At 58.1% G+C, this 14,639-nt stretch carries 11 protein-coding genes; 10 read left to right on the top strand and 1 reads right to left on the bottom strand.

The genetic code is table 11. The features are described 5' to 3' along the window. The first annotated feature begins 10 nt into the window (after positions 1 to 10). The 6 genes from ACYASS_RS24160 (at position 11) to pgi (ending at position 8,126) form a co-directional block, all read left to right on the top strand. Positions 11 to 1,441, top strand: a complete 1,431-nt coding sequence (locus ACYASS_RS24160; RefSeq protein WP_122666672.1) for a sigma-54-dependent transcriptional regulator — start codon at positions 11 to 13, stop codon at positions 1,439 to 1,441. 854 nt (positions 1,442 to 2,295) lie between these two features. Then, positions 2,296 to 3,699 (top strand): polynucleotide adenylyltransferase PcnB, encoded by a 1,404-nt coding sequence (locus tag ACYASS_RS24155; protein ID WP_243247236.1) that lies wholly within the window; start codon positions 2,296 to 2,298, stop codon positions 3,697 to 3,699. A 6-nt stretch (positions 3,700 to 3,705) separates the two neighbouring features. Beyond that, positions 3,706 to 4,191 carry a 2-amino-4-hydroxy-6-hydroxymethyldihydropteridine diphosphokinase gene (folK, locus tag ACYASS_RS24150; protein ID WP_463587986.1) on the top strand — a complete coding sequence of 162 codons (486 nt, stop codon included), beginning with the start codon at positions 3,706 to 3,708 and terminating at the stop codon, positions 4,189 to 4,191. A gap of 267 nt (positions 4,192 to 4,458) precedes the next feature. After that, complete coding sequence (gene panB, locus ACYASS_RS24145; RefSeq protein ID WP_463587985.1) at positions 4,459 to 5,259, top strand: 3-methyl-2-oxobutanoate hydroxymethyltransferase; 801 nt, start codon at positions 4,459 to 4,461, stop codon at positions 5,257 to 5,259. Beyond that, entirely contained in the window at positions 5,256 to 6,113 is an 858-nt protein-coding gene (gene panC / locus ACYASS_RS24140; RefSeq protein WP_463587984.1) for a pantoate--beta-alanine ligase, read from the top strand. The genes panB and panC overlap by 4 nt, the downstream gene beginning before the upstream one ends. A gap of 348 nt (positions 6,114 to 6,461) precedes the next feature. Further along, the gene (gene pgi / locus ACYASS_RS24135; protein ID WP_243247232.1) at positions 6,462 to 8,126 is read left to right on the top strand and encodes a glucose-6-phosphate isomerase; all 1,665 of its coding nucleotides are present in this window, start codon (positions 6,462 to 6,464) and stop codon (positions 8,124 to 8,126) included. Between the two features lie 197 nt (positions 8,127 to 8,323). Here the strand turns inward: pgi and ACYASS_RS24130 are convergent, their stop codons facing one another. Continuing rightward, positions 8,324 to 8,536, bottom strand: coding sequence for a DUF6124 family protein (locus ACYASS_RS24130; protein WP_463587983.1), 213 nt, complete (start codon positions 8,534 to 8,536; stop codon positions 8,324 to 8,326). Positions 8,537 to 9,045: 509 nt separating this feature from the next. On the opposite strand from ACYASS_RS24130, the gene acs reads away from it, so the two are divergent. The 4 genes from acs (at position 9,046) to ACYASS_RS24110 (ending at position 14,607) form a co-directional block, all read left to right on the top strand. Continuing rightward, positions 9,046 to 10,983 carry an acetate--CoA ligase gene (acs, locus tag ACYASS_RS24125; RefSeq protein ID WP_463587982.1) on the top strand — a complete coding sequence of 646 codons (1,938 nt, stop codon included), beginning with the start codon at positions 9,046 to 9,048 and terminating at the stop codon, positions 10,981 to 10,983. 221 nt (positions 10,984 to 11,204) lie between these two features. Then, positions 11,205 to 12,071, top strand: coding sequence for an oxygenase MpaB family protein (locus ACYASS_RS24120; protein ID WP_463587981.1), 867 nt, complete (start codon positions 11,205 to 11,207; stop codon positions 12,069 to 12,071). A 136-nt stretch (positions 12,072 to 12,207) separates the two neighbouring features. After that, positions 12,208 to 13,386, top strand: a complete 1,179-nt coding sequence (locus ACYASS_RS24115) for an acetyl-CoA C-acetyltransferase (protein ID WP_463587980.1) — start codon at positions 12,208 to 12,210, stop codon at positions 13,384 to 13,386. 204 nt (positions 13,387 to 13,590) lie between these two features. Continuing rightward, on the top strand, positions 13,591 to 14,607 hold the full coding sequence (locus tag ACYASS_RS24110) for a class I SAM-dependent rRNA methyltransferase (RefSeq protein WP_463587979.1): 1,017 nt from the start codon (positions 13,591 to 13,593) through the stop codon (positions 14,605 to 14,607). Positions 14,608 to 14,639: the final 32 nt, after the last annotated feature.

The following is a 14,639-nucleotide window of genomic DNA, read 5'->3' as shown; positions in this document are numbered from 1 at the left end:
AATTGAATAAATGCCCCATATTCTGATCGTCGAAGACGAAACAATCATCCGCTCGGCCCTTCGCCGCCTGCTGGAACGTAACCAGTACCAGGTCAGCGAAGCAGGTTCGGTGCAGGAAGCACAGGAACGTTTCAGTATTCCTTCGTTTGATCTGATCGTCAGCGATTTGCGCTTGCCCGGGGCTCCCGGCACTGAGCTTATAAAGCTCGGCGAGGGCAAACCGGTGCTGATCATGACCAGCTATGCGAGCCTGCGCTCGGCGGTCGACTCCATGAAAATGGGCGCCGTCGATTACATTGCCAAGCCATTCGATCACGACGAAATGCTTCAGGCAGTTGCCCGCATCCTGCGCGACCGCCAGACCGTGCAAAGCATTCAGGCTGACCGCAGCGCCGCCAAAGCCGGTAACCCGGACAAAGCTGGCGTTGATAACAGCAATGGCGAGATCGGCATCATTGGCTCCTGCGCCCCCATGCAGGATCTCTACAGCAAGATTCGCAAGGTCGCCCCTACCGATTCGAACGTGCTGATTCAGGGCGAATCAGGCACGGGTAAAGAGTTGGTTGCGCGCGCACTGCATAACCTTTCGCGCCGGGCCAAAGCCCCGATGATTTCGGTTAACTGTGCGGCGATTCCAGAAACGCTGATCGAGTCCGAGCTGTTCGGCCACGAAAAAGGCGCGTTCACGGGTGCCAGTGCTGGCCGTGCCGGGCTAGTGGAAGCAGCCGATGGCGGCACGCTGTTCCTCGACGAAATCGGTGAGTTGCCGCTCGAAGCTCAGGCGCGTCTATTGCGCGTGCTGCAAGAGGGCGAAATTCGTCGCGTGGGTTCAGTCCAGTCACAGAAAGTGGATGTACGCCTGATAGCGGCCACTCACCGAGACCTGAAAAGCCTGGCCAAAGTCGGCCAGTTCCGCGAAGACCTTTATTACCGTCTGCACGTTATTGCCTTGAAGCTCCCCGCACTGCGCGAGCGCGGTAACGATGTGCTGGATATCGCCCGCGCCTTCCTGACCCGACAAAGTCTCAAAGCCGGTCGTAACGACCTGAGATTTGCTCCCGACGCAGAACTCGCCATTCGCCAGTACACCTGGCCTGGCAACGTTCGCGAACTGGAGAACGCTGTAGAGCGGGCAGTCATTTTGTGTGAAAGCCCGGAAATCTCTGCAGAACTGCTGGGCATCGACATTGAACTCAGCGACCTGGAAGACGAAGACTTCATCGGCCTCGCTCCCCAGCAAGGCTCGGCAAGCTCCACCAGCCATGAACCCACTGAAGATCTGTCCCTTGAGGACTATTTCCAGCACTTCGTACTCGAGCATCAGGACCACATGACCGAGACCGAGCTGGCGCGCAAACTGGGCGTCAGTCGCAAATGCCTGTGGGAACGTCGCCAGCGTCTGGGCATTCCTCGTCGCAAAGGCGTCGCAAGCGAAACCTGATCAGCCTTGCGAGGCTCTGGCCCGTGCGTTGTGAACGGGCGAAAAACTGTTACCTCAACAGGTGTGCGTAACAAAAGCCGGGGTTTACGGTAACGAAAACCCCGGCTTTTTTGTGCCATTCAAAAGCCATCAAACCGCTGAAAGCCCCGGTTTTAAAGGATTTATAAAAGTTGGCACAGGTCCTGCTATATCTCTAGTACAAGAACAACAAAAACACGCAGTGCTAAACACCATAATAAAAACAATACGAATCGACTCACGCATAACAAGAACAACACGGCGGAGGCGCAGCTAACTGATTCTTTTGGAGAGGCGTTGTATTTGGGGCTTGCCCCGCAACCAGGCCGAGAACAACAAAAACTACCCTTAGGTAGCGCCTGAACTGGTTGGATCGAATGATCATTGCAACACAGCGACCAAAGCAATCCGTTTGCTCTTGACTCCCGATTGGGAGGTTTCACAGACGAAAGTCTTGTGAATGGGCACTCAACAAAAACAAGAAGCCCACAGACAAAATAAAAATAAGAGCACGCACTTTGGGGGAGCTTCGGCTCCCCCAGTAGCTTCTGCGATTTATCCCTTTCTGAGAAAAAAACCTCCTCGCACATCAAGCACATGTAGGCCTAGACCTGGAACATTGCTCCTGTGGGAGCGGTGCTTGTCCGCGATTCAGGCGCCGCGGTCTGGCAGGCGCACCGAGCCATCGTTCATCGCGGGCAAGCACGCGCCTACAGGGGTTCTATTTGCTGATCGCGCAGCTTCCTACACCATCCCCTGACTAAATGCTAGAATCCCCGCCCATCATGCGGTCATTCTTCGTTTATGGCCGAATATTCCTTCAAACAGTGCATCCCATGCTGAAGAAGCTGTTCCAGTCATTCCGTACTCCACTGCGTAAACCGCAGCAACATATTCGCAGCACGCCTGAAGTGCTCAACAGCAGCCAACACTCGCTGCAACGCGGCCAATTCAGTCGCTATGCGGTGAATATTGTCGAACGCCTGCAAAATGCCGGCTATCAGGCTTATCTGGTTGGCGGCTGTGTCCGCGACCTGATGCTGAATATCACGCCCAAAGACTTCGACGTCGCCACCAGCGCCACGCCGGAGCAGGTGCGTGCCGAATTCCGTAACGCCCGCATCATTGGCCGCCGCTTCAAGTTGGTCCACATCCACTTCGGTCGAGAAATCATCGAAGTCGCTACGTTCCGCGCCAACCATCCGCAAGATGACGAAGAAGAGGACAGCAATCAGTCCTCACGTAATGAAAGCGGGCGGATTCTGCGCGACAACGTTTATGGCACCCTGGAAGACGACGCCCAGCGCCGCGATTTCACCATCAACGCCCTGTATTACGATCCGGTCAGCGAGCGCATTCTCGACTACGCCAACGGCGTACACGATATTCGCAATCGCCTGATACGCCTGATTGGTGACCCGGAGCAGCGTTACAAGGAAGACCCGGTCCGCATGCTGCGTGCCGTGCGTTTCGCCGCGAAGCTGGATTTCGGGATCGAGAAACACAGCGCCACGCCGATCCGACCGCTGGCACCGATGCTGCGCGATATCCCTTCGGCGCGTCTGTTCGAAGAAGTACTCAAACTGTTCCTGTCCGGCTATGCCGAGCCGACCTTCGAAATGCTGGTAGATCTGGAACTGTTCGACCCGCTGTTCCCGGCCAGCGCCAAGGCCCTGGAATATCGCCCGACGTACACCCATACGCTGATCAGCCAGGCACTTGCCAACACCGATCTGCGGATCAAGCAGAACAAACCGGTCACACCGGCATTCCTGTTCGCGGCGCTGCTGTGGCCTGCCTTGCCAGCCAAAGTGCTGCGTCTGCAAGAGCGTGGCATGCCGCCGATCCCCGCGATGCAGGAAGCAGCCAACGAGCTGATCATCGAGCAGTGCCAGCGCATTGCGATTCCAAAGCGCTTTACCATGCCGATCCGGGAAATCTGGGACATGCAGGAACGCCTGCCACGTCGTTCCGGCAAGCGTGCTGACCTGCTGCTCGACAATCCACGCTTCCGGGCCGGTTACGACTTCCTGCTACTGCGTGAAAGCGCGGGCGAAGAAACCGATGGCCTCGGCGAATGGTGGACCGATTATCAGGACGCCAACGACAGCGAACGCCGCAACATGATCAGCGATCTGGGCAGCAAACCAGACGCGGGCGCGCCTCGCAAACGACGCAGAAGCAGCGGCCCTAAACGCAAACGTGCCGGTGGCGATGCACCAGCCGCATCGGGCGAGTAACAACCTTTGGAACGCGTCTATATAGGCATGGGCAGTAATCTGGCTGCCCCAGCCGACCAATTGCGTCAGGCCATCCGGGCCTTGGCGAAACTGCCGCAGAGCAAATGGGTAGGCGTCTCTTCTTTCTATGTAAGCGACTCGCTGTTGCCCAATCAGCCGCGTTACACCAACGCCGTTGCAGCGCTGGACACCACGCTCGAACCTCTGGCCCTGCTCGACGCCTTGCAGGCCATTGAACAGGGCCAGGGCCGGGAACGCACCGAGCGCTGGGGACCACGCACCCTGGACCTGGACATTCTGGTATTTGGCGACCGTCTGATCGACGAGCCACGGCTCAAGGTGCCGCACTACCATATGCAGGCCCGGGCCTTCGTGCTCTATCCGCTGGCCGAGCTTGCCCCTGACTTGCAATTGGCGGATGGCCGCTCCCTGAGCAAATTGCTGACCCGCTGCCCGTTTGAAGGTATCGAGCGCCTGGCACCTCAGGCGTAGCAGACGGCACGCGGTAACACTCATCTGTAACACCTCGCGCGCGCAGTGTTTAACGGCATGCTCACCTGCGCAATGGTCGGCTGAAACAGGCAATTGACTTAATCCCCCCTCCTCACGAAGATAGGCGTCCCGCCAGCCTGTTCGCTGGCTTATGGGCGCAAGCAGGCTGCTTTTAAACACCGCAAACGACGGTGTACCTGCTTCTCCAGGATGAATTTCACGCGCTGCTCGCCGTAGTGTTCACCGCGCCTGACAGAGGACTTTTCCATGCCAGATATCACCGTAACGTCGTTGCAGGCACTCAAGCAGAAAGGCGAAAAAATCGCCATGCTGACTTGCTATGACGCGACCTTTGCCCATGCGGCCAGCCAGGCTGGCGTCGAAGTGCTGCTGGTCGGCGACTCGTTGGGCATGGTCCTGCAAGGCCATGACAGCACGCTGCCTGTGACCACTGCCGATACGGCCTATCACGTTGCCTGCGTTAAACGTGGCAATCAGGGCGCGCTGATCATGGCCGACCTGCCCTTCATGTCTTATGCAACCCTGGACCAGACTTACGCCAACAGCGCCGCGTTGATGCAGGCGGGCGCACACATGGTAAAAATTGAAGGCGCGGCCTGGCTGGCTGAGTCGATTCGTCTGCTGGCGGATCGCGGTATCCCGGTCTGCGCGCACATGGGCCTGACTCCGCAATCAGTCAACGTGCTGGGCGGCTACAAGGTTCAAGGTCGTCTGGAAACCCAGGCGCGGCAGATGCGCGCCGATGCGATTACCCTGGAACAGGCCGGTGCAGCGATGATTCTGCTGGAATGCGTACCGAGCGAACTGGCGCAAGAGATCAGCCATGCGGTGAAAATTCCGGTCATCGGCATTGGCGCAGGCAGCGCTACCGACGGCCAGGTGCTGGTCATGCATGACATGCTCGGCCTTTCCATCACCGGGCGCGTCCCCAAGTTCGTGAAGAACTTCATGACCGGTCAGCCTGACATCCAGTCAGCACTTCATGCCTATGTCACAGCAGTCAAAGACGTCAGCTTCCCCGGCACAGAACACGGATTCTCGGCATGAACACAGTAAAAACCGTACGCGAATTGCGCGCCGCCATCGCTCGTGCACGCAGTGAAGGCAAGCGGATCGGCCTCGTGCCCACCATGGGCAATCTGCACAGCGGCCACACAGCGCTGGTGACCAAGGCGGCACAGCGCGCCGACTTCGTAGTAGCGACTATCTTCGTCAACCCCATGCAGTTCGGACCCAACGAAGATTTGGCGACCTACCCGCGCACTCTCGCTGCCGATCAGGAAAAGTTACTCGAAGCAGGCTGCCACCTGTTGTTCACGCCCAACGTTGAAGAAATGTATCCCCACGGGATGACCGACCAGACCACTGTCAGCGTTCCTGTTATTTCCGAAGGGTTGTGCGGCGCCAGTCGCCCCGGTCATTTCGACGGTGTATCCACCGTTGTCAGCAAGCTGTTCAACATGGTTCAGCCTGACCTGGCCGTATTTGGCGAAAAGGACTTCCAGCAGTTGGCAGTCATCCGTGCGCTGGTTCGCGATCTGAATATGCCGATTCAGATCATTGGCGAGCCTACTGTTCGCGCCGAAGACGGCCTCGCACTGTCGTCACGCAACGGTTATCTCAACGAAGAACAGCGCGCTGTCGCACCGGCCCTTTATAAAGTCATCCAGGAGATTGGCGCAGCTGTCGATAGCGGTGACAAAAACTTCGTCACCCTGCTCGAGGCGGGCAAGCGCCAGCTCGAAGCGGCCGGGTTCCGCCCCGACTATCTGGAAATCCGCGAAGCCACCAGCCTGCGCCCCGCGACCGATCAAGATGGCGATCTGGTGATTCTGGCCGCTGCGTTTCTGGGCAAGACCCGTTTGATCGACAATCTGCATCTGAACCGCGAGCAGCATTAAGCCCAACAGGGGGCCTTGTAGGAGCTGTCGAAGGCTGCGATGGCGGTGTGTCAGGACGAGCGCTTTCGCAGCCTTCGGCAGCTCCTACAATTTACGTATCTTCCTGCCTACACTAGGCAATGAACTTCGCCCCACCCGCAATGCCCTATTCGTACCGGTTGCCTGACAGCACCAATGCGATGGCTGTTCATCGAACCGACAGCTTCGTGTGAAATAGTACCGAGTCCCAAGTCGTTCAGGCGCAGACACAGCCGCACATTATGTTTAGTCTTGGTGCCACGATTAAAAAGTCTGCTTATCTTCGCTTTCAGTGTTTAGCCAGTTCCAAGTACAAGGAAACCCGCAGCGATGGCGTACTACCGCACCCCTTCTGATGTGACCGCCCTGCCCGCATGGCAGGCGCTCAACCAACACCGCGAAGCCATGCAGAATTTCAGCATGCGCGAAGCCTTCAATGCTGACCCGCAGCGTTTCAGCCAATTCACCCTGAGCAGTTGCGGACTGTTCCTCGATTACTCGAAGAACCTGATCAATACCGAAACTCGCGACTTGCTGGTCAAGCTGGCCAATGAAGTGGGCCTCAAAGACGCCATCAAGGCGCAGTACGACGGCGAACTGGTCAACTCTTCCGAAGGCCGCCCGGCGCTGCATACTGCGCTACGCCGTCCGGTGGGCGACAAGCTGCAGGTCAATGGCGTCAATGTGATGCCTGAAGTGCACAAAGTGCTGAACCAGATGACTGATCTGGTCGGCCGCATTCACGATGGCCTATGGCGCGGTTACACCGAAAAGCCAATCACCGACGTGGTGAACATCGGCATTGGTGGCTCATTCCTCGGCCCGGAGCTGGTCTCTGAAGCGCTGTTGTCCTACGCCCAGAAAGGCGTGCGCTGCCATTACCTGGCGAACATTGATGGCAGTGAGTTCCACGAACTGACCATGAAGCTGCGCGCCGAAACGACGCTGTTCATCGTTTCCTCGAAGACCTTCACCACTCTGGAAACCCTCAAGAACGCCACCGCGGCGCGTGCCTGGTATCTGGCACAAGGTGGTTCCGAGGCTGAGCTGTATCGCCACTTCATCGCGGTGTCGAGCAACAACGCCGCAGCCGTAGCGTTCGGGATCCGTGAAGAGAATATCTTCCCGATGTGGGACTGGGTCGGCGGTCGTTACTCGCTGTGGTCGGCCATCGGGCTGCCTATCGCACTGGCTATCGGCATGTCCAACTTCAAGGAACTGTTGTCCGGTGCTTATTCCATGGACCAACACTTCCTGACCGCACCTTTCGAGCAGAATATGCCGGTGCTGCTGGGCCTGCTGGGCGTCTGGTACGGTAATTTCTGGGGCGCGCAGAGCCACGCGATCCTGCCGTATGACCACTACCTGCGCAACATCACCAAACACTTGCAACAGCTGGACATGGAATCGAACGGCAAAAGCGTCCGTCAGGACGGTACGCCGACGGCGACCGACACCGGCCCGGTCATCTGGGGTGGCGTAGGCTGCAATGGCCAGCACGCGTATCACCAGTTGCTGCACCAAGGCACCCAACTGATCCCGGCCGACTTCATCGTGCCAATTGTCAGCTTCAACCCGGTTTCTGATCACCACCAATGGCTGTACGCCAATTGCCTGTCACAAAGCCAGGCGCTGATGATCGGTAAAACCCGTGCAGAAGCCGAAGCTGAATTGCGTGATAAAGGGCTGAGCGAAGAAGACGTGCAGAAACTTGCACCGCACAAGGTCATCCCGGGCAACCGTCCGAGCAACACGCTGGTGGTCGAGCGCATCAGCCCTCGCCGCCTCGGTGCGCTGGTCGCCATGTATGAGCACAAGGTCTTCGTGCAAAGCGTGATCTGGGGTATCAACGCCTTCGACCAATGGGGCGTGGAGCTGGGCAAGGAAATGGGTAAAGCCGTTTACCAACGCCTGACCGGTGGGACCGACGAGCCCGCCGACGACGCGTCCACTCAAGGCCTGATCAACTACTTCCGCGGCCGTCACCGCGGCTGATTGGCCCAAAGCGACACCCAAACCCGCTGCTCTCGCAAGAGACGGCGGGTTTTGTGCTCTTGGGATGTAGTAAACGCTGTACGTGTGGGAGCTGGGCTTGCCCGCGATGAACGATAACCAGGTTGAGGCCTGTAAATCAGGTTGACCTTATCGCGGGCAAGCCCAGCTCCCACAAGGGATAGCATCTCAGGCCAGGCTCAGTGCGCCTCGACCCGCGCCAACGAGCGATCCAGTTCGGTTCTGGCCATGCCAATCAAATGCACCACCGAAAAAGCAAGATCACGTTTAGGGCCATTGAGGCAGTCTCCCGATTCGTATGCGGTGGCGGCAGCGCAACGCAGCAGGTCGCTGACGTGCAGCAGGGATTCTTCGAGAGAAATGTCGGGTGGATCCGGTGTTACTTTTTTCATATAGGTTGCCTCACGTTGAGGCCACCGGATGTTCGCTGCTAAACAAACAAGGGTGGCAGCTTTGTCGCGGGTTAGCAGACCGGCGCAACCTACAAAACCGGCGCACTCGAAAGTGCCCCACGCAAAGCCGCCATAAGCGGTAAAGCGCGTCGTAGAAATTGCCAGACAGGCTGCTAAACCCGATCACTGATGAGCAGTGACCGGCGCAGCCTAGAGAGCAAAATCCACCCACGCAAGGGGTCAGGATTTTCTAGGAAACTTCACGCAGATGAAAGGGATAGGTCTGTCAGAATCAGGCTATTTCCGGGGCATATCGTTAGCGTTCGTAACAAATCAACCCGCCCCTGTAGGAGCTGCCGAAGGCTGCGAAGGCGGCCTGCCTGACACACAGCCAATCGCAGCCTTCGGCAGCTCCTACAGAACGGGCACGTGGCATCCCACCCAATTGAACCCACCTTCCCCCAACAAGCTCCTATTCTTTGATGACTCCACAAGAATAAGGAACCGTCATGTTCGATATCAGCAAGTTCCCCAAGGCAGAAGCAGTACGACAGGCCGCACAGCTCAGCCACTCAGACTATCAGCGCATGTACCGTCAATCGGTGGAGCAGCCCGACCAGTTCTGGGCCGAACAGGCCAATCAGTTCCTCGACTGGTCCGCCCCCTGGAGCGCCGTACAACAGACCGACCTGAAAACCGGCGCAGCTCAGTGGTTCAAAGACGCCAAACTCAATGTCAGTTACAACTGCATCGACCGCCATCTGAAGGATCGCGGTGAGCAGGTCGCAATCATCTGGGAAGGCGATAATCCTTCTGACTCGGCCAAAATCACCTACCGGCAATTGCATCAACACGTCGCCCGCCTGGCCAACGTGCTGAAAAGCCGGGGCGTGAAGAAAGGTGATCGGGTGTGTATCTATATGCCGATGATCCCCGAAGCCGCTTACGCGATGCTCGCCTGCACACGAATTGGCGCGATGCATTCAGTAGTGTTCGGTGGTTTCTCGCCTGAAGCCCTGCGCGACCGGATCCTTGACGCCGACTGTCGCACAGTGATCACCGCAGACGAAGGCGTGCGCGGCGGCAAACAAATACCGCTCAAGCAAAACGTCGACAAGGCCTTGCAGAGCTGCCCGGACGTCAGCACCGTGCTGGTCGTGCAGCGAACCAAAGGCAAGGTCGAGTGGGTGCCTGATCGGGATATCTGGTACCACGAAAGCCTGCAGAATGTGAGCGACGATTGCCCGCCGGAAGTGATGGACGCTGAAGATCCGCTGTTTATCCTCTACACCTCAGGCAGCACCGGCAAACCCAAGGGCGTATTGCACACCACTGGCGGCTATCTGCTGCAGGCCGCCATGACCTTCCAGTACGCTTTTGACTATCACGATGGCGAGGTCTTCTGGTGTACAGCCGATGTCGGCTGGGTGACCGGCCACAGCTACATCGTGTACGGCCCGCTGGCCAATGGCGCAACCACCCTGATGTTCGAAGGCGTGCCCAACTATCCCGATGCGTCGCGCTTCTGGCAGGTCATCGACAAGCATCAGGTCAATATTTTCTACACCGCGCCAACCGCCCTGCGCGCGTTGATGCGCGAAGGTCCCAAACCGCTGCAATCCACGTCCCGGGAAAGTCTGCGACTACTCGGCAGCGTCGGTGAGCCTATTAACCCTGAAGCGTGGGAATGGTATTTCCGCGAGGTGGGCAAAGAGCGCTGCCCCATCATCGATACCTGGTGGCAGACCGAAACCGGCGGCATCATGATGACCCCGCTGATCAGCAACAGCCCGATCAAGCCAGGCTGCGCGACCCAGCCGATGTTTGGTGTACAGCCCGTTTTACTCGATGAAAAGGGCAACGAGATTGAAGGTCCGGCCAGCGGTTTACTGGTCATCAAAGCCAGCTGGCCTGCGCAGATTCGCAGCGTCTATGGCGATAATCAGCGCATGATCGACACTTACTTCAAACCGTTCCCCGGCTATTACTTCACGGGTGACGGTGCCCGCCGTGATGAAGATGGCGATTACTGGATCACAGGACGTGTTGATGACGTGATCAATGTGTCAGGCCATCGCATCGGCACGGCGGAAGTAGAAAGCGCATTGGTGCTACACGACAGCATCGCCGAAGCCGCAGTGGTCGGTTACCCCCACGACGTCAAAGGCATGGGCATTTATGCCTTTGTCACGCCCATGGACGGAGTCGACGCCAACGATGAACTGAAGAAACAGCTGCTTGCTCACGTCAGCTCGGAGATTGGCAGCTTTGCAAAACCGGAATTGATCCAATGGGCTCCCGCCCTGCCGAAAACCCGTTCGGGCAAGATCATGCGGCGTATTTTGCGCAAGATCGCCTGCAATGAACTGGATAGCCTGGGCGACACATCAACCCTGGCTGACCCGAGCGTGGTGGAGGGGCTGATCGACAAACGCTTGAATCGTTGAGCGAAGCGGGTCATGGTCGCTGCCAAGGAGTGCGGCAACGACCATGCTCTCGGATTGAAATTAAATGCCCCTGTGGGAGCCGAGCTTGCTCGCGATGAAGGTTTACACAACCTGCCTGAACAACCACAGCGCCGGAATCGCGGGCAAGCCTCGCTCCCACGGGTATGCGCTTGTCCTGCTATCGCGTTTACCACTCCTGAAAGCGTTGTTAACGAGACCCCATGGAATTCATCCGCAGTCGTATCGAAACCCAGGTGATGAGCCTGACGGGCTTATCCCTCGGCCAACTCGATCTGGAAAATCCCAAAGGCGATCCGGGTCTGTTCGGGCCAGAAGCCATTTGCTGGCAAGTACATGGCGACTTCCCCTCCATGTTGATCGGCGGCATCAGCGCGCTGATGCTGCAAGCCCTGCATCCCTTGGCGTTGGCTGGCGTGTGGGATCACTCCAACTTTCGCCAGGACATGCTCGGTCGGCTGCGGCGCACCGGGCAGTTCATCTCGGGCACCACGTTCGGCTCAACCCGTGATGCCAACTGGCTGATCGACAAAGTCCGCACGATCCATTTGCAGGTCATCGGTACTGCACCGGATGGTCGCCCTTATGCTGCCAGCGATCCGGACTTACTGACGTGGGTGCATGTTGCCGAAGTCAGCAACTTCCTTGCGGCGCACCTGCGCTATCTGAATCCGGTACTTTCACTGGCAGATCAGGACAAGTACTACGCAGAAACCGCTGTTATCGCAGAGCGCCTCGGTGCCCGAAATGTACCTCGCTCCTCCCAGGCAATTGCTGAGTACCTCGAACAGATGCGGCCTCAGTTGCTGTGCGACGAACGGAGCCGAGAGGTGCTGCGCATCCTGCTCAACGCGCCCGCACCGAGCTTGCTGGCTAAACCCATGGGCGCACTGATGATGCAGGCCGGTATCGACCTGCTGCCAGTGTGGGCCAGTGAAATGCTGGAGCTGCACCAATCCCCACTGCGCCGACGGATAATTCGTGCAGGCGTCAAACGCAGCGCGCCGGTGCTGCGTTGGGCGGTACGCAATGCTTCAGTTCACCGCGCCCGTCGGCGAATGGGGCTGTGATCGCAGAACCGGTACTGACCAGTTCTCGGTTGGAAGCTGGCCCGACTTCTGTGCCAACATGTCTTTCTGATCACAGCGAATCGGGCGGCCTGCAAAGCGCCTGACGTAAAACCCAATAATAGTGAGGATCCGCGCCATGCAAGACGTCGTTATCGTTGCCGCCACTCGTACCGCAGTCGGAAGTTTCCAGGGTTCACTGGCGAATATATCCGCAGTCGATCTGGGCGCAGCGGTCATCCGCCAGCTTTTGGTACAAACCGGGCTGGATGGCGCGCAAGTCGATGAAGTCATCATGGGGCAGGTGCTCACAGCAGGCGCGGGGCAAAACCCGGCGCGCCAGGCCGCAATCAAAGCAGGCCTGCCATTTGCCGTTCCGGCGATGACGCTCAATAAAGTCTGCGGCTCGGGCCTCAAGGCATTGCACCTGGCGACCCAGGCGATCCGCTGTGGCGACGCTGAAGTGATCATTGCCGGGGGCCAGGAAAACATGAGCCTGTCCAACTACGTCATGCCCGGTGCACGAACTGGCCTGCGCATGGGCCACAGCACGCTGGTAGACACCATGATCAGCGATGGTTTGTGGGATGCGTTCAATGACTATCACATGGGTATCACTGCCGAGAACCTGGCCGACAAATACGAAGTCAGCCGCGAGGCACAGGATGCGTTTGCAGCGTCTTCGCAGCAAAAAGCCGTTGCCGCAATTGAGGGAGGTCGTTTCGTCGACGAAATCACGCCGATTATGATCCCTCAACGCAAAGGCGAGCCGGTGGCCTTCGCAACCGACGAGCAACCCCGCGCAGGCACCACAGCTGAAACGCTGGGCAAGCTCAAGCCTGCCTTCAAGAAAGACGGCTCAGTGACAGCCGGTAACGCCTCTTCGCTCAACGATGGCGCCGCTGCGGTGATCCTGATGAGTGCAGCAAAAGCTGCAGAGTTGGGCTTGCCCGTGCTTGCACGCATCGCCGCGTATGCCAATGCGGGTGTCGACCCAGCCATCATGGGCATCGGTCCGGTCAGCGCAACTCGCCGCTGCCTCGACAAAGCCGGTTGGTCGATTGAACAGCTGGAGCTGATCGAAGCCAACGAAGCCTTCGCAGCCCAGGCCTTGTCCGTCGGCAAAGAGCTGGGCTGGGACATGGCCAAGGTCAACGTGAATGGCGGCGCTATCGCGCTGGGCCACCCGATTGGCGCCTCAGGCTGCCGCGTGCTGGTGACCCTGCTGCACGAGATGATCAAGCGCGACGCCAAAAAAGGCCTTGCGACGCTGTGTATCGGCGGCGGTCAGGGCGTGGCACTGGCGTTGGCGCGGTAATCGAAACCTGACTTGGAATACAAATTGTGGGAGCAGAGCCTGGTCTGGGTGGCATTTGCGACGATAAACGATAACTCGGTCTGCCTGCGAATTGCGACACATGCATCGCGGGCAAGCACCGCTCCCACAAGGATTGCATTCACAACCTGAAATCACGCCTTACCTGATAAACTGCCGCGCCTACATCCAGCCAAGGCGCTTTGCATGTCTTCCTTGATTCAGGCGCTCAGCGTCGCCCTCGATAACCGTCAACCGCTGCTTGCCGAGCTGCATCAGCAAGACACGGACTGTTATCGGCTGTTCCACGGCAGCCAGGAAGGCGCCAGCGGTCTGACCATCGACCGTTACGGTCCGCAACTGCTTATACAGAGTTTCCATACTCGCCTTGAGCGTAATGCGCTGCTTGAGCTTCATGCCGCTGTGAATAGCCGACTGGGCCTGGATTTGTTGCTGGTCTACAACGATCGCTCTCAGGGCAATTCGCGAATTGACCGCGAAGATGTCGTCTACAAAGCCGAGCCTGCTGCACTCGAAGACCTGATCGGCCACGAATGGGGTCTAAATTACCGCGTACGCGGTCGGCACGCCGGGCAGGACCCGTTGCTGTTTCTTGACTTGCGTAATACCCGGGGCTGGGTCAAGCAGCACAGCAAGGGCAAAAGCGTGCTCAACCTCTTCGCCTATACCTGCGGTGTTGGCCTGAGCGCAGCTGCGGGCGGGGCGAGTGAAGTCTGCAATCTGGACTTCGCGGAAGGCAACCTCGCCGTGGGTCGCGAAAACGGCGCACTTAACCCGCAATTGCCGGGTATGTCGTTCATACAGTCCGATTACTTCCCGGCAATCCGGCAAATGGCAGGCCTGCCTATCACTCAGCGCCGCGGCCATAAACTGCCTGACTATGTGAAACTGGAACAACGCCAATACGACCTGGTCCTGCTTGACCCGCCTGCCTGGGCCAAAAGCGCTTTCGGTACGGTAGACCTGCTGCGTGACTATCAAAGCCTGCTCAAGCCTGCGCTGCTGACCACTGCCGAAAGCGGCGTCCTGATCTGCTGCAATAATCTGGCAAAGGTCAGCATGGAGGATTGGCGAGAGCAGGTCCTGCGATGTGCCACCAAAAGCGGGCGCCCTGTTCGCGATTGGCAGGTCATGCCGCCGGCTGCAGATTTCCCGTCGCTGGATAATCAGCCACCGCTCAAGACCCTTATTCTGCAACTCTGATGCCGCACAAGCTTTAGGGAAATATCCCACAA

Source organism: Pseudomonas sp. HP_14 (genome assembly GCF_055283875.1).
Note: the sequence above shows the minus strand (reverse complement) of the source record. Positions and strands in the feature narration are given on the sequence as shown.

Excerpts from the sequence above, each read along its gene's own strand:
- panB (WP_463587985.1), top strand. The coding sequence starts at position 4,459 with ATGCCAGATATCACCGTAACGTCGTTGCAGGCACTCAAGCAGAAAGGC.
- ACYASS_RS24130 (WP_463587983.1), bottom strand. The coding sequence starts at position 8,536 with ATGAAAAAAGTAACACCGGATCCACCCGACATTTCTCTCGAAGAATCC.
- ACYASS_RS24120 (WP_463587981.1), top strand. The coding sequence starts at position 11,205 with ATGGAATTCATCCGCAGTCGTATCGAAACCCAGGTGATGAGCCTGACG.
- panC (WP_463587984.1), top strand. The coding sequence starts at position 5,256 with ATGAACACAGTAAAAACCGTACGCGAATTGCGCGCCGCCATCGCTCGT.
- acs (WP_463587982.1), top strand. The coding sequence starts at position 9,046 with ATGTTCGATATCAGCAAGTTCCCCAAGGCAGAAGCAGTACGACAGGCC.
- ACYASS_RS24160 (WP_122666672.1), top strand. The coding sequence starts at position 11 with ATGCCCCATATTCTGATCGTCGAAGACGAAACAATCATCCGCTCGGCC.
- ACYASS_RS24110 (WP_463587979.1), top strand. The coding sequence starts at position 13,591 with ATGTCTTCCTTGATTCAGGCGCTCAGCGTCGCCCTCGATAACCGTCAA.
- ACYASS_RS24155 (WP_243247236.1), top strand. The coding sequence starts at position 2,296 with ATGCTGAAGAAGCTGTTCCAGTCATTCCGTACTCCACTGCGTAAACCG.
- ACYASS_RS24115 (WP_463587980.1), top strand. The coding sequence starts at position 12,208 with ATGCAAGACGTCGTTATCGTTGCCGCCACTCGTACCGCAGTCGGAAGT.
- pgi (WP_243247232.1), top strand. The coding sequence starts at position 6,462 with ATGGCGTACTACCGCACCCCTTCTGATGTGACCGCCCTGCCCGCATGG.